The 23,859-nt window shown below is 76.2% G+C and carries 18 protein-coding genes and 2 pseudogenes; 8 read left to right on the top strand and 12 right to left on the bottom strand.

The features are described 5' to 3' along the window. The first annotated feature begins 41 nt into the window (after positions 1 to 41). On the top strand, positions 42 to 1,730 hold the full coding sequence (locus QMQ26_RS14255; RefSeq protein WP_282205943.1) for a LuxR C-terminal-related transcriptional regulator: 1,689 nt from the start codon (positions 42 to 44) through the stop codon (positions 1,728 to 1,730). On the opposite strand, the gene sucD is transcribed toward QMQ26_RS14255, so the two are convergent. The 6 genes and pseudogenes from sucD to QMQ26_RS14285 all read right to left on the bottom strand — a co-directional run bounded on the left by sucD (position 1,663) and on the right by QMQ26_RS14285 (position 9,476). Beyond that, positions 1,663 to 2,553 carry a succinate--CoA ligase subunit alpha gene (gene sucD / locus QMQ26_RS14260; protein WP_100837890.1) on the bottom strand — a complete coding sequence of 297 codons (891 nt, stop codon included), beginning with the start codon at positions 2,551 to 2,553 and terminating at the stop codon, positions 1,663 to 1,665. The genes QMQ26_RS14255 and sucD overlap by 68 nt on opposite strands. A gap of 18 nt (positions 2,554 to 2,571) precedes the next feature. Continuing rightward, positions 2,572 to 3,744, bottom strand: coding sequence for an ADP-forming succinate--CoA ligase subunit beta (gene sucC, locus QMQ26_RS14265; protein ID WP_100837889.1), 1,173 nt, complete (start codon positions 3,742 to 3,744; stop codon positions 2,572 to 2,574). Between the two features lie 344 nt (positions 3,745 to 4,088). Next, positions 4,089 to 5,222, bottom strand: coding sequence for a VWA domain-containing protein (locus QMQ26_RS14270; RefSeq protein ID WP_282205944.1), 1,134 nt, complete (start codon positions 5,220 to 5,222; stop codon positions 4,089 to 4,091). 153 nt (positions 5,223 to 5,375) lie between these two features. Further along, positions 5,376 to 7,813 (bottom strand): annotated as a pseudogene (locus QMQ26_RS14275) (DUF5682 family protein). Continuing rightward, positions 7,771 to 8,868 carry an ATP-binding protein gene (locus tag QMQ26_RS14280; protein WP_100837886.1) on the bottom strand — a complete coding sequence of 366 codons (1,098 nt, stop codon included), beginning with the start codon at positions 8,866 to 8,868 and terminating at the stop codon, positions 7,771 to 7,773. The pseudogene QMQ26_RS14275 and the gene QMQ26_RS14280 overlap by 43 nt, the downstream one beginning before the upstream one ends. Before the next feature lie 191 nt (positions 8,869 to 9,059). Beyond that, positions 9,060 to 9,476 (bottom strand): hypothetical protein, encoded by a 417-nt coding sequence (locus tag QMQ26_RS14285; protein WP_100837885.1) that lies wholly within the window; start codon positions 9,474 to 9,476, stop codon positions 9,060 to 9,062. A gap of 102 nt (positions 9,477 to 9,578) precedes the next feature. Here QMQ26_RS14285 and QMQ26_RS14290 point away from each other — a divergent pair, with 102 nt between their 5' ends. The 4 genes from QMQ26_RS14290 (at position 9,579) to QMQ26_RS14305 (ending at position 13,360) form a co-directional block, all read left to right on the top strand. After that, positions 9,579 to 9,932 carry a MerR family transcriptional regulator gene (locus QMQ26_RS14290; RefSeq protein ID WP_100837884.1) on the top strand — a complete coding sequence of 118 codons (354 nt, stop codon included), beginning with the start codon at positions 9,579 to 9,581 and terminating at the stop codon, positions 9,930 to 9,932. 41 nt (positions 9,933 to 9,973) lie between these two features. Further along, positions 9,974 to 11,296, top strand: a complete 1,323-nt coding sequence (locus QMQ26_RS14295) for an SWIM zinc finger family protein (RefSeq protein ID WP_282205945.1) — start codon at positions 9,974 to 9,976, stop codon at positions 11,294 to 11,296. Positions 11,297 to 11,666: 370 nt separating this feature from the next. Further along, the gene (locus tag QMQ26_RS14300) at positions 11,667 to 11,801 is read left to right on the top strand and encodes a hypothetical protein (protein WP_255410744.1); all 135 of its coding nucleotides are present in this window, start codon (positions 11,667 to 11,669) and stop codon (positions 11,799 to 11,801) included. Continuing rightward, positions 11,798 to 13,360 carry a DUF5691 domain-containing protein gene (locus QMQ26_RS14305; protein ID WP_282205946.1) on the top strand — a complete coding sequence of 521 codons (1,563 nt, stop codon included), beginning with the start codon at positions 11,798 to 11,800 and terminating at the stop codon, positions 13,358 to 13,360. The genes QMQ26_RS14300 and QMQ26_RS14305 overlap by 4 nt, the downstream gene beginning before the upstream one ends. Before the next feature lie 67 nt (positions 13,361 to 13,427). Here QMQ26_RS14305 and QMQ26_RS14310 read toward each other — a convergent pair whose 3' ends face one another. From QMQ26_RS14310 to QMQ26_RS14320, 3 genes are all read right to left on the bottom strand, one after another. Further along, a complete protein-coding gene (locus QMQ26_RS14310) occupies positions 13,428 to 13,832 on the bottom strand; it encodes a cobalamin B12-binding domain-containing protein (protein ID WP_100837881.1) in 405 nt (134 codons plus the stop codon). 167 nt (positions 13,833 to 13,999) lie between these two features. Next, entirely contained in the window at positions 14,000 to 16,639 is a 2,640-nt protein-coding gene (pcrA, locus tag QMQ26_RS14315; protein WP_282205947.1) for a DNA helicase PcrA, read from the bottom strand. 122 nt (positions 16,640 to 16,761) lie between these two features. Next, positions 16,762 to 17,979: a hypothetical protein gene (locus tag QMQ26_RS14320; protein WP_282205948.1), complete on the bottom strand. Its 1,218-nt coding sequence runs from the start codon at positions 17,977 to 17,979 to the stop codon at positions 16,762 to 16,764. A gap of 719 nt (positions 17,980 to 18,698) precedes the next feature. Here QMQ26_RS14320 and QMQ26_RS14325 point away from each other — a divergent pair. Then, positions 18,699 to 19,193 (top strand): hypothetical protein, encoded by a 495-nt coding sequence (locus QMQ26_RS14325; protein ID WP_282205949.1) that lies wholly within the window; start codon positions 18,699 to 18,701, stop codon positions 19,191 to 19,193. Here the strand turns inward: QMQ26_RS14325 and QMQ26_RS38285 are convergent. The 3 genes and pseudogenes from QMQ26_RS38285 to QMQ26_RS14335 all read right to left on the bottom strand — a co-directional run. Continuing rightward, positions 19,088 to 19,807, bottom strand: a pseudogene (locus tag QMQ26_RS38285) (glycosyltransferase family 39 protein); the annotation flags it as partial. The gene QMQ26_RS14325 and the pseudogene QMQ26_RS38285 overlap by 106 nt on opposite strands. A gap of 76 nt (positions 19,808 to 19,883) precedes the next feature. After that, positions 19,884 to 20,564, bottom strand: coding sequence for a LuxR C-terminal-related transcriptional regulator (locus QMQ26_RS14330; protein ID WP_100837877.1), 681 nt, complete (start codon positions 20,562 to 20,564; stop codon positions 19,884 to 19,886). Further along, the gene (locus tag QMQ26_RS14335) at positions 20,557 to 21,954 is read right to left on the bottom strand and encodes an ATP-binding protein (protein ID WP_100837876.1); all 1,398 of its coding nucleotides are present in this window, start codon (positions 21,952 to 21,954) and stop codon (positions 20,557 to 20,559) included. Before QMQ26_RS14335 ends, QMQ26_RS14330 begins: the two co-directional genes overlap by 8 nt. Positions 21,955 to 22,183: 229 nt before the next feature. Here QMQ26_RS14335 and QMQ26_RS14340 point away from each other — a divergent pair, with 229 nt between their 5' ends. Next, complete coding sequence (locus tag QMQ26_RS14340; RefSeq protein ID WP_404814124.1) at positions 22,184 to 23,632, top strand: PspC domain-containing protein; 1,449 nt, start codon at positions 22,184 to 22,186, stop codon at positions 23,630 to 23,632. Then, entirely contained in the window at positions 23,632 to 23,859 is a 228-nt protein-coding gene (locus QMQ26_RS14345; RefSeq protein ID WP_100837874.1) for a hypothetical protein, read from the top strand. The genes QMQ26_RS14340 and QMQ26_RS14345 overlap by 1 nt, the downstream gene beginning before the upstream one ends.

Raw genomic sequence — 23,859 nt, forward strand, 5'->3', positions numbered from 1 at the left:
TTTCCGGCACGGCCCTGCCCCGGATGCCACGGAGGAGACCGGTGACCTCGCCCTCGACCGCCGAGCCCGAGCCGACCACCGGAACCTCGCCCCGGGCCCGCGAGGACGTCGAACTCCTGCTGCGCCGCCTCGCTCCGCGCGAGGCGCAGGCCCTGGCCCGGCTGACCGCCGGCGACGACCTGCGCACGATGGCCCGGCACCTGGGCGTCGCCCCCGCCACCGCCCGCCACCACCTCAACCGGGCGATCCGCAAGCTCGGCGTCCGCGACCGCGAGGAGGCCCTCGCCCTGCTCGCCACCCTGACCCCGCAGGCACCGCAGGCACCAGCACCGGACCCGGCTCCGGCCCCGGCCGATCCCGCACCCGCGCCCGCGCCCGTACCCGCCGAGTTCGTCGGCCCCCCACAGCCGGAGGCCCCCGCCCCCGCCCCCGCCGCCGCCGCCGAAGACGCCCGCCCGGCCTCCTTCGAGGAGTTCGCCGCCCTGGTCCACACCCGGCTGGTCCAGCAGACCTTCCTGCTGACCGGCCACCGCCACCGCGCCGTGCACTGCGCGCACCTGGCGCTGGGCGCGGCCGCCCGCCGGTGGGCGGAGGTGGCGGCGGAACCGGACCCGGAGGGGTGGGTGCGCGGGGCGGCGTTCGACCTGGCGCTGTCGCCGTGGCACCGGGGCGGCCCGCGGCGGGCGCACCTGCTGCGGTGGCCGCGGCGGCGGATCGCGGTCGACGGGACGGACGGCGGGGCGGAGCCGCCCGAGCCGCCGCAGAAGCTGACCCCCCGTGACCGGGCGCTGGTGAAGGCGCTGCTGCGGCTGTCGCGTCCGCGGCGGCGGGCGCTGGTGCTGCACGACGCGCTGGGCCTGCCGGTGGAGCGGGTCGCGGTGGAGGTGGAGTCGAGCACGGCGGCGGCCGCGGGCCGGGTCCGTTCGGCGCAGGCCGCGCTGGCCCGGGAGGTGCCGGCGCTGGTCGGCGCGGACCCGGAGGACCCGGAGTTCGCGGAGCGGCTGGCCGAGCTGCTGCACCGGGCGGCGGTGCACGGCTGCCCGGGCCCGCGACTGCCGTCCACCGCGCTGCTGGTGGCGGACAGTCGGCTGCACACCGGCCTGGTGACGGGGGCGGCGGCGGCGCTGGCGGTCGCGGTGGGCGCGACGATGGTGGCGACCCTGCTGGGGGTGGGCCCGTCGGAGCTGGCGCGCCCGGAGCCGCCGCGGGAGACGGCCTGCACCTCGGCCGGTTCGGGCAGCGCCGGTCCGGCGGCCCCGGACCGCGCGCCGGGCCTGCGGACGCCGTGGTGCGGGCCGACGCCGGGAGTGCCGGCCCGCCTGGTGGGCCCGGCGGGTGCGCTGCCGCCGCCGCTGGCCCCGGCCGGCGCGGACCTGCCGGCCCGGACGCGCTGCCGTCCGGCCCGTTCGCGGCCCAGCGCCCGCTGTTCGCCCCGCCCGCGCCGGAGCACCACCCGCTGCCGCCACCGCTGGCGAACGCGTGCGGCGGCCCGGCGGGGCACTGCGTCCCGCACCCGGCCTGATCCGCCGCCCCACCCCGCGAACCCCGCGCACCCCGTGAACGCCGCGCACCCCGTGAACGCCACAGGCGCCGCCCACCGTCGGAACGGTGCGCGGCGCCTGCGGCGTACTGGCGGTACGGCCTGCGGCCTGCTGCCTGCTGCTACTGCGCGGCGGCGATCAGCTCGCGGGCCAGGCGGGCGGTCTCGGACGGCGTCTTGCCGACCTTGACGCCGGCGGCCTCCAGGGCCTCCTTCTTCGCCTGGGCGGTGCCGGAGGAGCCGGAGACGATGGCGCCGGCGTGGCCCATGGTCTTGCCCTCGGGCGCGGTGAAGCCCGCGACGTAGCCGACGACCGGCTTGGTGACGTGCTCGGCGATGTAGGCCGCGGCCCGCTCCTCGGCGTCGCCGCCGATCTCGCCGATCATGACGATGAGCTCGGTCTCCGGGTCCTCCTGGAACGCCTTGAGGGCGTCGATGTGGGTGGTGCCGATGACCGGGTCGCCACCGATGCCCACCGCGGAGGAGAAGCCGATGTCACGGAGCTCGTACATCAGCTGGTAGGTCAGGGTGCCGGACTTCGACACCAGACCGATCTTGCCCGGGCCGGTGATGTCGGCCGGGATGATGCCCGCGTTGGACTGTCCGGGGCTGATCAGGCCGGGGCAGTTCGGGCCGATGATGCGGGTCTTGTTGCCCTTGGCGCCGGCGTGGGCCCAGAACGAGGCGGTGTCGTGCACCGGCACGCCCTCGGTGATGACCACGGCGAGCGGGATCTCGGCGTCGATCGCCTCGACCACGGCGGACTTGGTGAACGCCGGCGGGACGAAGATGACGGTGACGTCGGCACCGGTCTTCTCGATCGCCTCGGCCACGGTGCCGAACACCGGCACCTCGGTGCCGTCCACGTCCACGGTGGTGCCGGCCTTGCGCGGGTTCACGCCGCCGACGATCTGGGTGCCGGAGGCGAGCATGCGGCGGGTGTGCTTCATGCCCTCGGAGCCGGTCATACCCTGGACGATGACCTTGCTGTCCTTGGTAAGGAAGATAGCCATGGTGTGAAGTCCCCTTCCTTACTTGTTGGCCAGCTCGGCGGCGCGGTCAGCGGCGCCGTCCATGGTGTCCACCTGCTGCACCAGCGGGTGGTTGGCGTCGGTCAGGATCTGGCGGCCGAGCTCCGCGTTGTTGCCGTCCAGGCGGACGACGAGCGGCTTGGTGACGGCCTCGCCCTTGCTCTCCAGGAGCGCGAGGGCCTGCACGATGCCGTTGGCGACCGCGTCGCACGCGGTGATGCCGCCGAAGACGTTGACGAAGACCGACTTGACGTCGGGGTCGCCCAGGATGATCTCCAGGCCGTTCGCCATCACCTCGGCGGAGGCGCCGCCGCCGATGTCGAGGAAGTTGGCCGGCTTCACGCCGCCGTGGTTCTCGCCGGCGTACGCGACGACGTCCAGGGTGCTCATGACGAGACCCGCGCCGTTGCCGATGATGCCGACCTGGCCGTCGAGCTTGACGTAGTTCAGGCCCTTGGCCTTCGCCGCCGCCTCGAGCGGGTTGGCGGCGGCCTTGTCCTCCAGCGCCTCGTGCTCGGGCTGGCGGAACTCGGCGTTCTCGTCCAGGGAGACCTTGCCGTCCAGGGCGATGATCTTGCCCTCGCCGGACTTGATCAGCGGGTTGACCTCGACCAGGAGGGCGTCCTCCTTGATGAAGACGACCCAGAGCTTCTGCAGGACGTCGGCGACCTGGTCGGCGATCTCGGCCGGGAACTTCGCCGCGGCGACGATCTCGGCGGCCTTCTCCGCGGTCACGCCCTCGTTCGCGTCGACCGGGATCTTGGCCAGCGCGTCGGGGTTCTCCTCGGCGACGACCTCGATCTCCACGCCGCCCTCGACGCTGGCCATGGCCAGGAAGGTGCGGTTGGTGCGGTCGAGCAGGAAGGAGACGTAGTACTCCTCCTTGATGTCCGCGGTCTGGGCCAGCATCACCTTGTGGACGGTGTGGCCCTTGATGTCCATGCCGAGGATCGCCTCGGCCTTGGCAACGGCGTCCTGCGGGTCGGACGCGAGCTTCACGCCACCGGCCTTGCCTCGGCCGCCCACCTTCACCTGAGCCTTGACGACGGCTCGGCCGCCGAAGCGCTCCGCGATGGCGGCAGCGTCTGCGGCGGTCTCGATGACATCGCCGTCAAGCACGGGTACACCGTGCTTGGCGAAGAGGTCCCTCGCCTGGTACTCGAACAGGTCCACGTGTTTGTCCTTGTTCGTGGTCGCGGAATGTGTCTCTACGAGCGTGCCACGGCAGGATCTTCGCTGCGGGTCGTCGACACTGAGCGGGTACGCAGATGTACGGCCTTGCGGCCCACGCAGTTGCCGGGCGCATCGTCAATCAACACGCGCGTCACGTCCGCATGGCAGGTTATCCCCGGACGACCGGCCTGTTTCGCCCGGGGCCGGGTCCGCCTTGGTGAGAACCGTCACAACAGGCCCGGACCGGGCCGCTCACCGGCGGGGGCGCGCCATGGCGGGGTCCACCACCGCTTCACCCGGACGGGTGGGCGCCGCACCCCTGGACCGGCCCGCCGGGGCACCGCTCACCCCCGGTCGGGCACCGGCAGCGGACGCTTCTCGATCGCCGCCGCCATGATGTCCGGGAACGCGTCCGGCGTGCAGGCGAACGCCGGGGCGCCCAGCTCGGCCAGCGCCTGCGCGTGCGCGTGGTCGTAGGCCGGGGCGCCCTCGTCGGACAGCGCCAGCAGCGCGATGAACTGCACCCCCGACGCCTTCATCGCGGCGACCCGCTTCAGCATCTCGTCCCGGATGCCGCCCTCGTACAGGTCGCTGATCAGCACCACGACCGTCTCCGACGGCCGGCTGATCTTCGACTGGCAGTAGGCCAGCGCCCGGTTGATGTCGGTGCCGCCGCCCAGCTGGGTCGCGAACAGCACGTCCACCGGGTCGCTCAGCTGCTCGGTCAGGTCGACCACCGAGGTGTCGAACACCACCAGCCGGGTGTCCAGGCTCGGCATCGACGCCAGCACCGCGCCGAACACCGCCGAGTGCACCACCGACGGCGCCATCGAACCGGACTGGTCGATGCAGAGGATCACGTCCTTCTTCACCGCCCGCTGCGCCCGCGCGTAGCCGACCAGCCGCTCCGGGACGATCGTGCGGTACTCCGGCAGGTACTTCGACAGGTTCGCCCGGATGGTGCGGTCCCAGTCGATGTCCCGGTGCCGGGGGCGGTTCACCCGGGCGCTGCGGTCCAGCGCGCCGCCGACCGTCGAGCGCGTCTTGTCGGCGAGCCGGCGCTCCAGCTCGGCGACCACCTTGCCGACCACCATCCGGGCGGTCTCCCGGGTGGTCTCCGGCAGCGCGTGCTTGAGCGAGAGCAGCGTCCCCACCAGGTGCACGTCCGGCTCGACGGCGGCCAGCATCTCCGGCTCCAGCAGCAGCCGGTCCAGGCCGAGGCGGGAGATCGCGTCCTGCTGCATCAGCCGCACCACGCTGGTCGGGAAGTACTCCCGGATGTCGCCCAGCCAGCGCGCCACCTTCGGCGCCGACCCGCCGAGCCCCGCCGACCGCTTCCCGTCCTCCCGGTAGAGCGCCCCCAGCGCCCCGTCCATCGCCGCGTCCCGCCCGGTCAGCCGCACCCCGGTGCCGTCCGCGTCGCCGCCCAGCACCAGCCGCCAGCGCCGCATCCGCTCGTCGTCCTGACGGGCAGTCATGTGAATTCACTCCTTAACCCCGCGCCCCGTCAGGGGCGCGGGGAACTGCGCGAAGCGGAAGGGGAAGGGGAAGGGGAAGGGGGAAGAGGGAGGGGGAGGGGCCGGGGCAGCACCGCAGCGCGTCCTGCGGGCCGCCCCGGCCCGGAGGGCGTCTCACCCCGCGCGGCGGTCCACCTGCCGGGGAATCCGCGGCGGCGGCACGCGCACGCCCAGCAGCAGCGCCAGCACCTCCGTGACCGCCTCGGCGCGCTCCTCGTCGAGCGGGGCGTCCGGGGCGGAGCCCGCCGCGGGAGCCGTGAGCGGGCCGGCCGCGACCCGGGAGCCGATGGTGTGGCGGACGCCCGTCTCCAGCGAGGAGAAGGTGCGGCGCAGCACCGGCAGCAGGTCGGTGAAGGCGTCCGGGGAGACCCCGCACAGCCAGGTGTCGAGCAGGCCGAGCAGTGTCGGGTCGTGCAGCAGCAGCGCGCCGCCGCCGGAGACGAAGCCCTCGACCCAGCCGCCGGCGTCGGCCGGGTCGGAGGCGGTGGAGAGCACCAGGCCGAGCCGCCGCCCGGCCTCCTCCGCGTCGAGCCGGCCGTCGTCCAGCAGCAGCCGCACCGCGCGGCCGCGCAGCAGGCCGGGGACGCCGGTGGCGGGGCCGCCGTGCGGTTCGCGGGCGGCGAGCGCGGCCAGGGTGGCGGCCCAGCGCTCGGCGGTGTCGCCGCCGAGGAGGGAGATCGCCTGGTGGACGGCGTCGAGTTCGGCGCGGCGGGCGTTGGCGCCGTCCGCGTCGAGGCCGGTGCAGGCGGCGGGCAGGGCGAGGCCGAGCCGTTCGGCGAGGCCGTGGGCGACGGCGGTGAGGGCGCTGGTGTCGGTGGCGCGGACGTCGCCGTAGCGCAGGGTGCGCACCAGGGCGGGGAGCGCGGCGGCGAGGTGCCCGGCGTCGGTGTCGAGCGCGGCGCGGTCGGCGAGCAGCCGCATCACCTCGGGCAGCGCGTCGGGCAGGTCGGCCAGCAGGCACTGTTCGGCGAGCGCGGTGAGGGCGGTGAGCTCGGCCGTCGCGGCGTCGGCGACGGCCCGGTGGGTGGCGGCGGAGCGCACGGTGGTGCCCCACTGGCCGGCCTCGACCAGGCGGACCGAGAACTCGGGCTCCCAGCACAGCTGCCAGGTCTCCCGGAAGGTGCCGGTCGAGTGGACGCTGTCGCGGGACGGGCGGCCCCAGTGCAGGCCGAGCAGCCGCAGCCGGTGCAGCAGCCGGGAGCGCTCGACGTCGAGGTCCTTGCGCAGGTCGAGGACGAGTTCGCGGGCGGCGGCCTCGGGCTTGAGCCGCAGGGTGCGCTGGAGACGGGTCAGGTCGCGCTGGAGCGGGACGGCGGGCACCCCGTCGGGGACCTCGCCGAGCGCGTCGCCGACCACCAGGCGCTCGCGGACCAGGGCGAGCGCGACGTCCGAGCCGTCGCACATCACGGCGCGCACCGCGTCCAGGGTCTCGGTGAGGCCGGGCAGCGGGCGGCCGCGCACCGCGGCGAGCGTCTCGGCGAGCCGGATCGCCTCGATGACGTGCGCGGAGGAGACCGGGTGGTCCTCGGCCCGGAGCAGTTCGGCGACCCTGGTCATCCAGCGGGCGACCGGCTGCTCGGGGCGGTGAACAGGTGGTGGTACCAGCCGGGCGAGTCGATGCCCGCGCCGTAGCCGGTGTGCTGGGACAGCCGGCGGTGCGTCCACGGCACCCAGGTCAGTTCGGTCCTGAGCTTCTTGGGGAGTTCGGCGAGCAGCGCCCGGTCGTGCGCGACGGTCGGCAGCGTGGCGAGCGCGGGGACGTGCCAGGCGCCGCAGACCACCGCGATGCGCTGGTGCCCGGCCCGGCGGGCGGCCCGGAGCTGCTGGCGCATGGCGGCCTCGCGGACCAGGTCGCGCCGCTCGGCCGGGTGGTGCTCGCGCAGGGCGGCCATCGCCTCGGCGAGGGCGGCGAACGGGGCCAGCGGGTCGCCGTCGGGGGCGCGGTGCTCGACCACGTCCTCCCACCAGGACTCCGGGTCGGGGTGGCCGGCGGCGGCGGCGAGTTCGGCGATCGGGTCGACGGGCGCGGGCCGGGAAGTGCCCCCCGGCACTCCCGACCCCTCCCCCTCCTCTGACGCGCCGTCACCGCCGGAGGTGTCGCCGTTCCCGGTAACGGTTTCGTCGCCGTCGCTGACGCCGTCGCTGTCGCCGAACGGGCCCGCCGCCTCGCCGTCGGCGCCGCGCGGGCCGAGCGCGAGGCTCTGCGCGGCGGGCAGGTCGATGAACCGGACCGGCACCCCGGCGTCCAGCGCGTGCCGCAGCGCCACCCACTCGGGCGAGAACGCGGCGAACGGCCAGAACGCGGCCCGCGCCGGGTCGTCGGCGACGTGGGCGAGCAGCGCGACCGGCGGCACCATCTCCTTCTCGGCGGCGGCCGCGACCAGCTCGTCGGCCTCCGGCGGGCCCTCGATCAGCACCGCGTCGGGCCGCAGGGCGGCCAGCGCGGCGGCCACCGCGCGGGCCGAGCCGGGGCCGTGGTGGCGCACCCCGAGCAGCGTCACCTGGGCGTTCACGCCGAGACCTCCCGGGCGGCCCGGTAGAAGTCCTTCCAACCGTCGCGGTCGCGGACCACGCCCTCCACGTACTCGCGCCACACCTGCCGGTCGGCGACCGGGTCGCGGACCACCGCGCCGACGATGCCGTCCGCGACGTCGCCCGCGCGCAGCACGCCGTCGCCGAAGTGGACGGCCAGCGCGAGGCCGTTGGTGACCACCGAGATCGCCTCGGCGGTGGAGAGCGTGCCGCTGGGGGTCTTCACCTTCGTCCGGCCGTCGGCCGTCAGGCCGGAGCGCAGCTCGCGGAAGACGGTGACCACCCGGCGGATCTCCGCCGCGCCGCCCGGCAGTTCGGGCAGGTCGAGCGAGCGGCCGAGCTGGCCGACCCGGCGGGTGACGATCTCCACCTCCTCCTCCAGGGTGGCGGGCAGCGGCAGCACCACGGTGTTGAAGCGGCGGCGCAGCGCGGAGGACAGCTCGTTGACGCCGCGGTCGCGGTCGTTGGCGGTGGCGATCACGTTGAAGCCGCGCACCGCCTGCACCTCGGAGCCCAACTCCGGTACGGGGAGGGTCTTCTCGGACAGGATGGTGATCAGGCTGTCCTGCACGTCGGCCGGGATGCGGGTCAGCTCCTCGACCCGGGCGATCCGCCCGTCGCGCATCGCGCGCATCAGCGGGGACGGGACGAGCGCGTCCTCGCTCGGGCCGTGGGCGAGGAGCTGGGCGTAGTTCCAGCCGTAGCGGACGGCCTCCTCGGGGGTGCCGGCGGTGCCCTGGACGAGCAGCGTGGAGTCGCCGGAGATCGCGGCGGCGAGGTGCTCGGAGACCCAGGTCTTGGCGGTGCCGGGCACGCCGAGCAGCAGCAGCGCCCGGTCGGTGGCCAGCGTCGTCACGGCGACCTCGACCACCCGGCGCGGGCCGATGTACTTCGGCGTGATCACCGTGCCGTCGGCGAGCTCGCCGCCCAGCAGGTAGGTGGCGACCGCCCACGGCGAGAGCCGCCAGCGCTCCGGCCTGGTCCGGTCGTCGTGCCGGGCGAGGGCGGCCAGCTCCTCGGCGAACGCGTCCTCGGCGTGCTGCCGCAGGACCTCGCTGGTCGTCTCGGTGGTCATCGACTGCTCCGATCTCACGGGACGTCAGGACACTGCGCGGGAAGGGCGCGGGGAATCAACCGCACGGCGCTGACCTGGGCGGAAGAACTCCCGTTCGCCCCGTGCGAGTTCCACTCTGCCCCCCGCCACTGACAACCGGACCGCCCTCGACCGGACCGCCCTCGACCGACCCGCCGCCGACCGGACCGCCCTCACTCGGCCGGCAGCGCGCCCCGGTAGGCCGCCCGCCGCCAGGGCCACAGCTGGGCCGCGCCGAACGCCGCCTCCACCACCAGGAAGCCCCACAGCAGCCCGGTCGCGCCCTGCCCCAGCGCCCAGCCCTGCCAGCAGGCGAACAGCACCCGGGCCGCGCCGTCGAACAGCCCGTGCTCCGGCCGCGGGCGCAGCAGCCGCAGCAGCGCCCAGACCAGCACCACCGACCCCATCAGGTTGGCGAACAGCGTCTGCACCGGCTCCGGCGGCGGCAGTCGGCCCAGCCCCAGCGCGCCGCCCGCCGCGGACAGCGCCCGGTGCGCGAGGGCGTACGTCCAGGGGGTGGCGAACGGGGCGGTGACCAGCAGGTCGTACCAGGCGCTGGCGCGGACCAGGCGGGCGTAGCGGTGCGTCATGTCGGGCTCCTGTGCCGTCTCGTGTGCCGTCCCGTACGGGGACGGGCCCATGCTGGACGGTGGAGTACTGTCCAGGGTCAAGTCGCCGACGGGAGCGGGGTCATGCGGATCGGGGAACTCGCCGAACGGTCCGGGCTGAGCCGGGACGCCCTGCGCTTCTACGAGCGCACCGGGCTGCTGGTCGCCCGCCGCCTGCCCAACGGCTACCGCGACTTCCCGCCCGAGTCGGTGCCCTGGCTGCGCTACGTCCGCACCGCGCAGGCGCTGGGCTTCTCGCTGGCCGAGATCGCCCGCACCGGCGCCGAGTTGAGCGCCGCGCCGGACGCCGCCGAGCGGCTGTCCGAGCTGTTCCGGGAGAAGATCGCGCTGATCGACGCCCGCACCGCGGAGCTCGCGGCGCTGCGCGCCGACCTCGCCGAGCGGGTCGGCACCGGCTGCCCGCTGGCCCCGGCCTGACGGCCCCTCGACTGTCAGTGCCGCCTCCTAGCGTCATCGGCATGGAGGAACGCTGGAGCACCGAACACGTCCTTTCGCTGGCGCCCGACCCGGCCTCCCTGAAGGCCGCGGGCAAGCTCTCCGGGCCCGCCCCGTGGTCGGCCACCGGCACCGGGCGGGGCGCGCTGTGGGGCCTGTGCAAGGGCAGCGGCAGCACGCCCTACCGGACGGCGGTGGAGCTCGGGACGCCCGCGTACACGTGCAGTTGCCCGAGCCGGAAGTTCCCGTGCAAGCACGCCCTCGGGCTGCTCCTGCTCTGGGCCGCCGGCCCGGAGGCGGTCGCCGACGGGGCCGCCCCGCCGGACTGGGTCGAGGAGTGGCTGAACGGCCGCGGCCAGGCCGCCGCCGACCGGGCCGCCAAGCAGCAGGCCAAGGCCGCCAAGGTCGCCGAAGCGGACCCGGAGGCCGCCCGCCGCCGGGCCGAGAAGCGGTCGGCCCGGGTCGCGGGCGGCGCCCGCGAGCTGCGGCTGCGGCTGGCCGACGGCGTCCGCCGCGGCCTGGCCGACCCGCCGCCGGCCGGCGCCTGGGAGGAGGTCGCCGCGCGGATGGTCGACGCCCAGGCGCCCGGACTGGCGTCCAGGGTCCGGACGCTGGCCGAGGCCCCGTCGGACGAACTGCTGGAGGAGTACGCGATGCTGCACCTGCTGGCCGGCGCCTACGGCCGGATCGACACCCTGCCGGAGCCGCTCGCGGCGACCGTCCGGGCCCGGGTCGGCTTCACCACCGACACCGCCGAGCTGCTCGCCGGGCCGACCGTCCGGGACCGCTGGCACGTCCTGGGCAGCCGGGACACCGCCGACGACCGCCTGACCACCCGCCGGGTGTGGCTGCGCGGCGCGAAGACCGGCCGGCCCGCCCTGCTGCTCGCCTTCGGCCGCCCCGGCCAGGCCCCCGACCTGGCGCTGCCCACCGGCCGGGTGCTGGAGGCCGACCTGGCCTACCACCCGGGCGCCCGCCCGCTGCGGGCCGTCCTCGGCACCCGCTACGGCGGCCCCGAGCCCGCCCCGGCCGCCGCGCCCGCCGGGCTCCCCCTCGCCGGGGCGCTCGCCGAGTACGGCGCGGCCGTCGCCGAGGACCCGTGGCTGGACAGCTGGCCGGCCGTCCTGACCGACGTGGTCCCGGTCCGCACCCCGGACGGCTGGCAGCTCACCGACGGCGTCCACACCCTGCCGGTGCGCCGCGGCGCCCTGCCCGAACCGGCCCTGTGGCGGCTGGCCGCGGTCTCCGCCGGCCACCCCGTCACCCTGTTCGGCGAGTGCGGCCACCGCGGCTTCGCCCCGGTCACCGCCTGGGACGCCGACCACCGGCCGGTCCCGCTCGGCTGACCGGCGCCGCTCGGCCGGCCTGCGCCGCGGCCCGGCCCCCGCCGGGTCCGCCCGCGCCCTCGATCCGCCCGCGCACCGCCGCGCCGTTTCCCGCTCCGCCGTCCGCCCGCGCGCGGTCCGCCCGCGCACCGCCCCGTACCCGCCACCGGACCGGCCGCCCCCGGGGCACCGCCGACCGGGACGCCCGGCACCCCGCTCCCGGCCGCACACCGCCGCCCGCCGCCCGCCGGACCACCCGGCCCCTGCCCGCCACCGCACCGTCCCTCGCACCAGACCGCACCGCACCAGACCGCCGCCCCGCCCCTCGCACCACCAGACGGAACGGGACGCTCCCCGGCGCCCCCTGACGCACCGTCGACCGGAGGAAACCATGACCCGCATCCGGCAGCGCACCGCCGTCCGACGCATCGCCCTGCACCACGCCGCCCGCCGCGCCGCCCTCGCCAGCGGCTGGGGCCGCCGCCACCGCACCACCACCCGCCGGCCGAACGGAGACCGGGCATGACCGCGTCCGCCCCCGCCACCACCGACGACTGGGCCGAGCTGGAGAGCGCCGCCCTGCTCGGCACCGACCGCCGCCCGCTGCCCGAGCCCCGCACCCCGCTGGCCGCCGCCGTGGACCGCGCCGACCCGGCGGGCGCGCTGCTCGACCTGGCCGCCGTCGCCGCCGTCCGCCGCCGGGCCGGCGCGCTGCCCGCCCCCGCCGTCGACCTCCCCGCGCCCGCCCCGGCCGACCCCCGGCCCGCGCTGCCCGAGGCCGCCGCCCGCCGGCTGGCCGTCCTGCTCGGCACCCGCAGCGGCCACGGCACCACCGCCAACCTCGCCGAACTCCTCCCGCAGTGGCTGGCCGCCGCCCGCGCCCGCGGCCACCGGCTGCCGCCCGCCCTCGTCCCGGCCCTGCTGGACACCGCCCGGGCCCGCTCCGAACTCCGCTCCGACGCCGTCACGCTGGCCGGCCCGCTCGGCCGCTGGCTCGCCCCGCACAACCCCGACTGGAAGTACGTCACCCGCACCGCCGGCGACCAGGACGCCCTCGACCAGCCCGGCGAACTCCTCTGGCAGGAAGGGCTGTTCGCGGAGCGCGTCGCCCACCTCACCCGGCTGCGCCGCACCGACCCGGCCGCCGGGCTCGCCCTGCTCGCCTCCACCTGGGGCACCGAGCGCGCCGAGGACCGGGTGCTCTTCCTGGACGCCCTCCAGGACGGCCTGTCCGCCGCCGACGAGGAGTTCCTGGAGGCCGCGCTCTCCGACCGCTCCAAGAACGTCCGGGCCACCGCCGCGGAGTTGCTCTCCACCCTCCCCGGCTCCGCGCTGGCCGCCCGGATGGCCGCCCGGGCCCGGGCCGCGGTCCGCGACGACGGCGACCGGCTGCACGTCACCCCGCCCGCCGCCTGCGACGCCGCCATGCAGCGCGACGGCATACCCGTGAAGTCCCCGACCGGGCGCGGCGAGCGCGCCTGGTGGTTCGGCGAGGTCGTCGCGGGGGCGCCGCTGGCCCTGTGGACGGACGGGACCGGCCGCTCCCCCGAGCAGCTGCTCGCCCTGCCCACCGTCGACTCCCCCGACGGCGGCGGCGCCGAGTGGGCCGAGGACCTGCGCGAGGCGTGGGCCCGGGCCGCCGTCCGCCAGCAGGACGCCGCCTGGGCCCGCGCCCTGCTCGGCGCCCCGCCCCGCCCCGGCCGCGACACCCGCGCGCCGGGCGCCCCCGCCAAGCTGCTGGCCGTCCTCCCGCCCGCCGAACGCGCCGCCTGGACGGCCGCGTTCGTCCAGACCCACGGGCTCGGCGACGCCTTCCAGCTCCTCGGCGCCTGCGCCACCCCGTGGACGCCCCCGCTCTCCACCGCCGTCGTCGCCGCGCTCAAGCGGGCCGCCGAACTCGGCTCCTACCCGTGGAGCCACAGCGGCGTCCTGGGCATGACCGAGCGCGCCCTCGCCCCCGAGACCGCCCCCGCCGTCGAGGCGCTGGTCGCCGACACCTCCCCCGACACCGCCTGGGCCGACACCTTCACCCGGCTCGCCGGCACCCTGCGCTTCCGCCAGGCCATGCTGGCCGAGCTGGAGTAGGCCCGGGAGCGACGCACCGGGGGCCGGGAGCGCGTACCGCTCCCGGCCCCCGGTGTGCCCGCTCCGGCTACGCGGAGCGCAGGTTGGACTCCACCCAGCTGACCACGTCCTGGGTGGGGGTGCCCGGGGTGAAGATGTCGGCGACGCCGAGCGCCTTGAGCTCGGTGATGTCCGCGTCGGGGATGATCCCGCCGCAGAAGACCTTGATGTCGGCGGCGTCGCGCTCCTTGAGCAGGGCGATCACCTTGGCGCAGAGGGTCATGTGCGCGCCGGAGAGGATGGACAGGCCGATGCCGTCCGCGTCCTCCTGGATCGCCGTGTCGACGATCTGCTCGGGGGTCTGGTGGAGGCCGGTGTAGATGACCTCCATGCCGGCGTCGCGCAGGGCCCGCGCGATGACCTTGGCTCCCCGGTCGTGCCCGTCGAGCCCGGGCTTGGCCACCACGACTCGGATCGGCCCCGACACCACCATGACTGCCTCCTGGACCACGTTGTCCACCACCCGGCCGGCCTGGTCGCGGGCTCGGTGTTAACCACTTCTAACAGATTCTGAGGGGAGGGTAGCGGCCCGGCGGGGCCGCCGTCCTTCCCTGCCTGCCGAGAGGAGGGCAAAATCACAGCGTGCGGGGCCGACCCCGCTCAGAGCTTCTCGACGGGGGCGTAACGCAGGAGCAGTTCCTTGCGCCCGGCGGAGCCGAAGTCGACCGTGGCGCGGGCCTTGTCGCCGACGCCCTGGGTGGCGACGACGGTGCCCAGGCCGAAGCTGTCGTGGCTGACCCGGTCGCCGACGGCGAGCGCCACCACCTCCCGGTCGGTGACCGTCCGGGCGGACCTGCCCCAGCCGGCCTTCGGCGAGGCGGCGGCCGAGGAGCCGGAACCCCGCGAGGAGCCCGCGCCCGAGGAGCCCGTGGAGTAGCCGCGCGAGGGCGGCACCGCGGCCGCGCCGGTGCGCTTCCACTGGATCAGCTTCTCCGGGATCTCCTCCAGGAAGCGCGAGGCCGGGTTGTAGGAGGGCTGCCCCCAGGCGCTGCGCAGCACCGAGCGGGTCAGGTAGAGCCGCTGCCGGGCCCGGGTGAGGCCGACGTAGGCGAGGCGGCGCTCCTCCTCCAGCTCCTTGACCTGGTTGAGGGCCCGCATGTGCGGGAAGATCCCGTCCTCCATGCCGGTGAGGAAGACGACGGGGAACTCCAGGCCCTTGGCGGTGTGCAGGGTCATCATCGTGATGACGCCCGCGCCGTCCTCCTCGTCCGGGATCTGGTCGGAGTCGGCGACCAGCGCGACCCGCTCCAGGAAGTCGGCGAGCGAGCCGACCGGCGGCCCCTCGTCGCCCTCGGGGCGCTCCCCCGGGTCCTTCTCGTACTCGAGGGCGACCGCGGCGAGCTCCTGGAGGTTCTCCACCCGGGTCTCGTCCTGCGGGTCGGTGGAGGACTGGAGTTCGGCGAGGTACCCGGTCTCCTCCAGGACGGCCTCCAGCACGGCGGCCGGCCCGGCCCCGGACTCGACCACCTGGCGCAGGCCGGCCAGCAGCTCGTTGAACTTCTTCACCGCGTTGGCGGAGCGCGCCGCCATGCCGTACGCCTCGTCGACCCGGCGCAGCGCGGCGGCGAAGGAGATCCGCTCCCGGGAGGCGAGCGCGTCGATCATCGCCTCGGCGCGCTCGCCGATGCCGCGCTTGGGGACGTTGAGGATGCGGCGCAGCGGGACGGTGTCCTCGGGGTTGGAGAGCACCCGCAGGTAGGCCAGGACGTCCTTGACCTCCTTGCGCTCGTAGAAGCGCACGCCGCCGACCACCTTGTAGGGCAGGCCGACCCGGATGAACACCTCCTCGAAGACCCGGGACTGGGCGTTGGTGCGGTAGAAGATCGCCACGTCGCCGGGGCGGGCGTCGCCGGCGTCGGTGAGGCGGTCGATCTCCTCGGCGATGAACTGGGCCTCGCCGTGCTCGTCGTCGGCGACGTAGCCGACGACCTGCTCGCCCTGGTCGCCGGCCGTCCAGAGGTTCTTCTTGCGGCGGTTGGTGTTGCGTTCGATGACCGAGTTGGCGGCGGTGAGGATGGTCTGGGTGGAGCGGTAGTTCTGCTCCAGCAGGATCGTCGTCGCGTTCGGGTAGTCCTCCTCGAACTGGAGGATGTTGCGGATGGTCGCGCCGCGGAAGGCGTAGATCGACTGGTCGGCGTCGCCGACGACGCACAGCTCGGCGGGCGGGACCTGGGCGAGGTGGGCCTCGGCCGGGTTGACGAAGTCGCCGTCCGCGGTCATCCGGGGGGCGTGGGTGGCGGAGCCGCCGGAGAGCTCGCGCACCAGCGTGTACTGGGCGTGGTTGGTGTCCTGGTACTCGTCGACCAGGATGTGCCGGAACCGGCGCCGGTAGTGCTCGGCGACGTCGGGGAACGCCTGGAGCAGGTGCACGGTGGTCATGATGATGTCGTCGAAGTCGAGGGCGTTGGCCTCGCGCAGCCGCCGCTGGTAGAGGAAGTACGCCTCGGCGAGCTTCTTCTCCATCGGGTTGGCCGCCTGGTCGGCGTACGTCTCCTCGTCGATCAGCTCGTTCTTGAGGTTGCTGACCTTGGCGGTGAAGGACTTCGGCGGGAACTGCTTGGGGTCGAGGTCGAGGTCCCGGCAGACCAGGGACATCAGGCGCTGGGAGTCCGCCGAGTCGTAGATCGAGAAGCTGGAGTTCATGCCCAGCTGCTTGGCCTCGCGGCGCAGGATGCGCACGCACGCGCTGTGGAAGGTGGAGACCCACATCGCCTTGGCGCGCGGGCCGACCAGCGCCTCGACCCGCTCGCGCATCTCGCCGGCGGCCTTGTTGGTGAAGGTGATCGCCAGGATCTCGCCGGGCTGCACGCCGCGCGCGGCCAGCAGGTGGGCGATCCGGTGGGTGAGCACCCGGGTCTTGCCGGAGCCGGCGCCGGCCACGATCAGCAGCGGCGAACCGGCGTGCAGCACGGCCTCGCGCTGCGGGTCGTTCATGCCCTCCAGTAGCTGCGCCGGGTCGACGACGGTGCGGGCGGCGCCGTTGCGGTGCCAGGCGTCGCGCTCGGCCTCGGCGGCGTGGTCGGTGGCGAACAGCCCGTCCGGGATGTCCTCCTCGGGGGGGCCGCCCTCGCCGTAGCCGGGGTCGTACGGGACGTCGTCGTACGGGATGTCGTCGTACGGTTCGTCGGCGGGCGGCGGGGCCTCCTCCTCCGACCACTGCGGGGCTGCGGGGCGGGGGCTCGACCCGACGGCGGGACGCTCGAAGCCGGGGAGCGGGAGGTCATCGAAGAGGCTACTCATGGCCCTTCGAGTCTATGGCCCGCCGCCGACATCCCCGCCCGCTCCCGCCGCGCGGGCCCGAACGCCCGCACCGGCGCGGCGGGTTGGGGCCGCCCGGGGCACCACGGAAGCGGCCAGGGGCGCTACGGGGCGTCCGGGTAGACGAAGACCGCGTAGCCCCCGTACGCCGCGGAGACCAGCGCCGCCGCGCCGAGCAGCACGGCCGGCACCGCCCGGCCGCGGGTGCGGGCCAGCGCGGTGGCGAGCGGGAGCAGCAGCCCGAAGGCGGGCAGCAGGAAGCGCGCCCGGGAGGTGAAGTAGGCGGCGTCGCCGAGCGCCAGGGCCAGCACCGCCGCGCTGTACAGCAGCAGCACCGGCGGCTGGCGGCGCAGCGCCGAGAGCACCAGCAGCACCGCGGCCGCCAGCAGGGTGCCGGCGGCGACCACGTCGGCCAGCCAGACCGGCTCGGGGGCGGCCAGCAGGCGGCGGAGCGAGACCAGGGTGGAGCGGCCGAAGTCGAACCGGGTCTGCCAGGCGTCCTGGACCCGGAAGTAGCCGTCCCAGCGGCCCTTGCGCCACCCGACCCAGGCGATGAAGCCCACGCAGCCCAGCGGCGCCAGCAGCGCCCCGGCCAGCGCCCGCGGATCGACCCGGCGGACCGGCACCGCGCCGGACGGGCCCGCCCCCGGCCCGCCCGGACCGGCCCGGCGCGGCACCAGCTCCAGCAGCGCGGCGGCGCCGACCGCCAGGGCGAGCGCCAGCCCGGTGGGGCGGGTCAGCCCGGCGGCGGCGCACAGCAGCCCGGCCGCCACCCAGCGGCGGCACAGCGCCGCGTGCACGGCCCAGGCGGCGAAGGCGGTGAACAGCGCCTCCGAGTACGCGGCGCCCTCCACCACCGCGGACGGCAGGACGCCCCACAGCACGGCGGCGACCACCCCGGCCCGGTCCCCGTACAGCCGGGCGGCGACCGCGAAGATCCCCCAGGCCGCGGCCAGCGACGCCGCCCAGGCCACCGCGAGCGCCGCCGCGCCGAGCGGCAGCAGCAGCGCGGCGGCCCGCACCAGCAGCGGGTAGGCGGGGAAGAACGCGTACGGCTCGTAGAGGCCGTGCGGGCCGTGGACGGGCGCGGTGCCCGCGTAGCCGTGCAGGGCGATCTGCCGGTACCAGCGGGCGTCCCACAGGCCGCTCAGCCGGTGCGCGGCCCCGGCGGCGCCGCCCTGGTGGACCAGCAGCAGCAGGCCGACCGCCCGGACGGCGAGGTAGCCGAGCAGGGCGGCCCGGGCGGCGGGCCGGGGGGCCGGTCGGCGCGGCCGGGCCCGGACGGGCGCGTCGGGGGCGGCCCGGGTCAGGACGCGGGCCACGGCCCGTCCCCTCCGGCGGGCGCCGGGCGGGCGCGGTCTCGGGGGGCGGCTGGCACGGCGCCCACGCTATGCAGCGGGGTGCGGCGGGCCGCGCAGGCTCGCCGGGGCGGGGCCCCGGGCGGGCGGCGGGGTCAGCGCTCCAGCAGGGTGACCAGCACGCCGTGCCGGTGGGTGACGGTGCTCTTCGGGAAGGCCGCCCGCAGCGCCTCGGCCTGGCCGGGGTCGAAGCCCTCGAACGGGTCGTCGTGCACGACGGGGTGCCGTCGGGGGCGAGTGCGCGGTCGTTGACCACGGTGACCACCCAGACCCGCCGGACGTCCCCGAGGCAGGCCGCCGGGTCGCCGCACAGCTGCGGGTAGAGCTCGCCCAGCTCGACCGCGCTCCTCGCGACGAAGACGTCGTCGAGCCGGACCCGCTCCGGCAGATAGAGCTCCAGCGCGGTGGGCACGGCCGTGAAGACCGCGTTCCCGTAGCGCTGCGGCGCGACGGCGTCGCCGGGCCGGTAGCCGTCGGCGATGACCTTCGCGGCGGCCGCGGCGTCCCAGCCGGTGTGCGAGTAGCGCTGGCGCACCACCCGCTGGTCGTGCGCGCCCAGCACCAGGACGGCCGCCAGGCCGGCCGCGACGAGCACCCGGGGGCGCAGCGCGGCCAGGCCCGCGCCGGCCAGCACGGCCCAGGCGGGCAGCGTGAAGAGCAGGTAGCGGTCGAGGAAGTACGAGGTGTGCCCCTGCGAGGCGAACCAGAGCAGCGGGATCGGCAGCGCCGCGACCAGGCCGATCTCCACCGCCGGGCGGCGGCCGCGCGGCCAGGCCAGCGGCAGGGCCGCGCAGGCCAGCACCAGCAGGCTGACCCAGGCCGAGCCGTACAGGCCGCGCCACATGGTCTGGGCGACGTACGGGATGGTGGGCTTGGCCAGCCAGCTGAGCTGCCGGTCCACCTGGTGCCGGCCGAGGGCGATCAGCGGGAGCAGCGGCAGCACCGCGCCGAACGCGGCGAGCGGGAAGCCGACCAGCACGCCGCGCGCCCGCCCGGTCCACCAGCGTCCGGCCGCGACCAGGGCGTGCGGGACGATCAGGACCAGCGCGACGACGTGGAACAGCCCGGCACCGGCCAGCGCGAGCGCGTACGGCGCCCAGCGCAGGGCGGACGGCCGGTCCAGGGCGCGCAGCAGCAGCAGGGTGGCCAGCGCGGCGAAGAAGACCACGAAGGCGTAGCCGCGGACCTCCTGCCCGTACCGGGACACCGAGGGGACCAGCGCGAACAGGGTGCCCGCGACCAGTCCGGCGGCGGGCGTGAAGAGCTTGCGGCCGATCAGGGTGACGAAGGCGGCGGCACCGGCCATCGCCAGCGCGGAGGGCGTCCGGAGCGCGACGACCGAGTGCCCGGCCAGCTCGGTCCAGAAGTGGATCAGGAGGTAGTAGGCGCCGATCACGGCGTCCAGGTGGTCCAGCAGGTGGAAGATCTCGTGCGGCGAGCGGCTCGCCGCGTTCCAGGTGGCCAGCTCGTCGTCCCAGAGCAGCGGGCCGCCGGCCCCGTACAGGCAGGCCACCAGGGTCAGCGCGGCGGGCCACACCCACAGCAGGCGGCGGGTCCAGGCCGGTGCGCTCCACCCGGTGCCCCACCGGGCGTTCCACCGGGTGGGCCGCGGCGGGGCCTGCGGGGCCTCGACGGTGTCCGGGCCGGACGCGGGGCCGGGGACCGCTCCGACGCTCATGCGGCGCGGCCGGGGCGGTGTCCGGCCGGGCGGGCCGGGGAGGTGGCGGGACGCGGTCGTCGCACCCGGGGGCGACACGAGCGGAGGGTCGGCACGGGTTCTATCCAAACACATCGTCACCTGCCCGGGCACGGCGGCACCACCGCTCCGGCGGGCGGCCCGGCCGCGGGGGCGGGCCGCCCGGGCGGGGTCAGACCAGGCGGCGCGCCGTGGCCCAGCGGGTCAGTTCGTGCCGGTTGGAGAGCTGGAGCTTGCGCAGCACCGCGGAGACGTGGCTCTCCACCGTCTTGACCGAGATGAACAGCTGCTTGGCGATCTCCTTGTACGCGTAGCCGCGGGCGATCAGCCGCAGCACCTCGCGCTCGCGCTGGGTGAGCCGGTCGAGGTCCTCGTCGACCGGCGGGGTGTCGGTGGCGGCGAACGCGTCGAGCACGAAGCCGGCCAGCCGGGGCGAGAACACCGCGTCGCCGTCGGCGATCCGGAAGACCGCGTTGACCAGGTCGGTGCCGGTGATGGTCTTGGTGACGTAGCCGCGGGCGCCGCCGCGGATCACCCCGATCACGTCCTCGGCGGCGTCCGAGACGGACAGCGCGAGGAAGCGCACCCCCTCGACGCCGGCCGAGCGGCGCAGCACCTCGACGCCGCCGCCGCCGGGCAGGTGGACGTCCAGCAGCACCACGTCGGGCCGGGTCTCGGCGACCACCCGGACCGCGGACTCCACGTCGTCGGCCTCGCCGACCACGTCGATGCCGGTCTCGTCGGTGCGCCCGATCTCGGCGCGCACCCCGGTGCGGAACATCCGGTGGTCGTCGACCAGGACCACCCGGGCCCGCCTCCCGGCCGCCGCCGCCCCTGACGCTGCGTCAGTCATCTGCCGCCCTCTCCATCTCCAGCTCGACCTCGGTCCCGCCGTCCGGCGCGGGCCGCACCCGCGCGGTGCCCCCGTTGCGCCGCATCCGGCCGATGATCGATTCGCGTACGCCCATGCGGTCCTCGGGGAGGTCGTCGGGGTCGAAGCCGGGGCCGTGGTCGCGGACGAACACCGACACCGCCCTCCCCTCCACCTCCGCGTAGACCTGGACCGGTCCACCGCCACCGTACTTGGCGGCGTTCACCATGGCTTCCCTGGCGGCCTGCATCTGCGAGGCGATCCGCTCGTCCATCGGGCAGTCGCCGACGCAGACCAGCTCCAGGGGGACGCCGTGCCGGTCCTCGACCTCGGCGACGATCTCGCGCAGGTGCTCGGCCAGGGTGTCGGGGGCGGCCTCGGCGGCGGCCTCCGGGCGGTACAGCCACAGGCGCAGTTCGCGCTCCTGGGCGCGGGCCAGGCGCAGCACCTCCTTGGGGTCCTCGGCCCGGCGCTGGATCAGGGTCAGGGTGTGCAGCACCGAGTCGTGGACGTGCGCGGCGATCTCGGCCCGCTCCTGGGCCCGGATGCGGGCGGTGCGCTCGGCGCCGAGGTCCTGCCACATCCGCAGCATGGACGGGCCGCCGAGCACCAGCACGCCGGCCACCACGGCCAGCGAGGACTCGACGACCAGGGCGACCGGCGAGTCCACGCCCTGGGTGACGAAGTAGCCGATGATGCCGGCCACCACCAGCAGCACCCCGGCCAGCACCCGCAGGTAGGCGCCCTTGCGGCTGCCCGGCTCCAGGCCGAACCAGCTCTGCCAGCGCGAGTCGTCGGCCTGCCGCCACACCAGGGCGACGCCGATGCCGACCGCGAGCAGCGGCCACACGTACGGCTTGGCGGTCTGGACGCCGAGCGCGGACAGCAGCGCCATCACGCCGATCACCAGGGCGACCAGCGCGAACAGCTGGCCCAGGCTGCCGGCCCGGCCGCGGCCCCCGACGGCGGACCCCGCGGCGTCCGCCGGGTCCGCGGCGGCGTCCGTGCCGTGCAGGTCGTCGCCGTGGAAGGTGCGCTCCAGCAGTTCGCGCAGCCGGCCCAGGCGGCCGGGGGCGCCGTCGCCGGGGCGGCGGGCCGGGCGGTCGGCGCCGGGGGCGGCCTGGTTGATGCCCAGCGGCACCACCACCCAGAACGCGGCGTACAGCAGGGCGCCGATGCCCTCGGAGAAGAACAGCACGATGAACGCCAGCCGCACCCAGGTGACGGGCACGCCGAGGTGGACCGCCAGGCCCTGGCAGACGCCGCCGAGGATCCGGCCGTGCGGGCTGCGGTACAGCCGCCGGTAGGGCGGCGGGCCGGCCGGCGGATCGGTCGGCGCGGGCTCGGGGCTTCTGGTCTCGGGTACGGCCACGGCACCGATGGTGGCAGGTGCCGGTGCGGCGGCGCATCAGGGTCCGGCCCCTAGGCGGCCCTCAGGGACAGTTCAGGGTCGGCCCCGGGCCCCGGACGGTTGGGCGGGGCCCGGCGGCCCGGGAGGATGGGGACATGACGGACGACCAGATCCCGGAGGAACCGCCGGCCGCCCCGCCGAGGGCCGGCCGGCACTCACCCGCTCCTCCCGGCACCGGGTGGTGGCGGGGGTGTGCGGCGGCCTCGGCCGCTACCTGGACATCGACCCGGTGGTGTTCCGGGTGGTGATCGCGGTGCTCGGCCTGACCGGCGGGCTCGGGCTGTTCCTGTACGGCCTGGCCTGGCTGGTGGTGCCGCGGGAGGCCGCGGACGGCGAGGGCGGCCGCACCGAGCTGCAGCGGGTGCTGACCGGCCGGGTCGACGGCCAGTCGGTGGGCGCGGTGCTGGTGACGGTGATCGGCACCGGGGTGTTCTTCTCCTCGATGGGCGACGGCGGCCAGCTCTTCCCGCTGCTGCTGCTCGCCGCGCTGGTCTTCCTGGCGCTGCGCTACGACCCGGAGCGGCGGCGGCGCTTCGAGGGCGGCGGCGACGGCCCGGCCCCGGCCGGGAGCACCGGCCCGCGGGACCGGCTGGAGGACTCCGGCCCGTTCGCCGACTGGAAGACCTGGAGCGAGTCGGTCGGCCGGGACCTGCGGGCCGAGTGGAAGGTCCGCGGCGCGGAGCTCCAGGAGCGGCTCCGGGCCCGGCACGCGGAGCACCACGGGGCGGGCGGCGCGGAGTACGGGGACACCCCGCCGGTCGGCCCGTCCGGCTACCTGTGGGACCCGCGGCACCCGGAGCGCGACCCGTACGGCGGGGCCACCCCGCCGTACGGGACGCCCGCCCGGCCGTGGTGGCAGCGCACCGACCTGCCGGAGGGCGACCCGCTGCGCAAGGAGCCGCGCGAGGACGCGCACCGGGACCGGACGGACCGCCGGACGGCCGACTTCCAGGAGCGGGCCGACCGGCGCCACGAGGCGCACCGGCAGGCGAGGGAGCGGCACCGGGCGCACCGCGAGTGGCGGGCCCGCCGCCGGGCCGAGCGCGGCACCCCGGTGCTGGGGGCGTCGGCGGTGCTGGTGGCGGTCGGCGCGTCCTGGGCGGTGGCGGCCGACGACCACGGCGCGCACCGCTGGTCGACGGTGCTGGCGGTGGCGCTGCTGCCGCTGGGCCTGGCCATGCTGCTCAGCGCCCGCTGGGGGCGCACCCGCGGGCTGACCTTCCTGTCGCTGCTGCTGACCGCGGGCCTGGTCCTGGCGGCCGGCACCTCGGCGACGGTCGCGGACTCCACCGGCGACCGCGCCTGGACGGCCACCGCGGCCGACCTGCCCGCGCGCTACACGCTGGGGGCCGGCCACGCCCGGCTCGACCTGTCGGCGCTCGACCCCCGGGGCGGCACCCTCGCCACCGAGCTGCGGGTCGGCGCGGGCAGCGCCCGGGTGACCGTGCCCGCCGGGGTGGAGCTGCGGCTGAAGCTGCGCGACGGCGTGGGGGACGTCCGGCTGCCGGACGGGCAGGGCTTCGGCGGCCCGTTCACCCACGAGGACGTGGTGATCGAGGTCCCGGACGGGCAGCCGTCCAAGGGGGCACTGGAGCTGACGGTGACGGTGGGCGCCGGCGACATCGAGGTGGTGCGGTGATGAGGAAGCACCGGTTCGACCTGTACGCGCTGGTCGCGGGCGGGCTGTTCACCGCGCTGGCGGTGCTCTACCTGGTGGCCTCGCTGAACGGGCGCGAGGTGAACGGCCGCTTCGTGCTGCCGCTGGCGTGCATCGTGCTCGGCGCGGGCGGCCTGGCCGGCGCCCTGGTGGCCGCCTCCCGGCACGGCCGGGGCGGCGCCCGCGACGACGACCACACCCTGGACTAG

This window comes from Kitasatospora fiedleri, assembly GCF_948472415.1.
Classification (GTDB): domain Bacteria; phylum Actinomycetota; class Actinomycetes; order Streptomycetales; family Streptomycetaceae; genus Kitasatospora; species Kitasatospora fiedleri.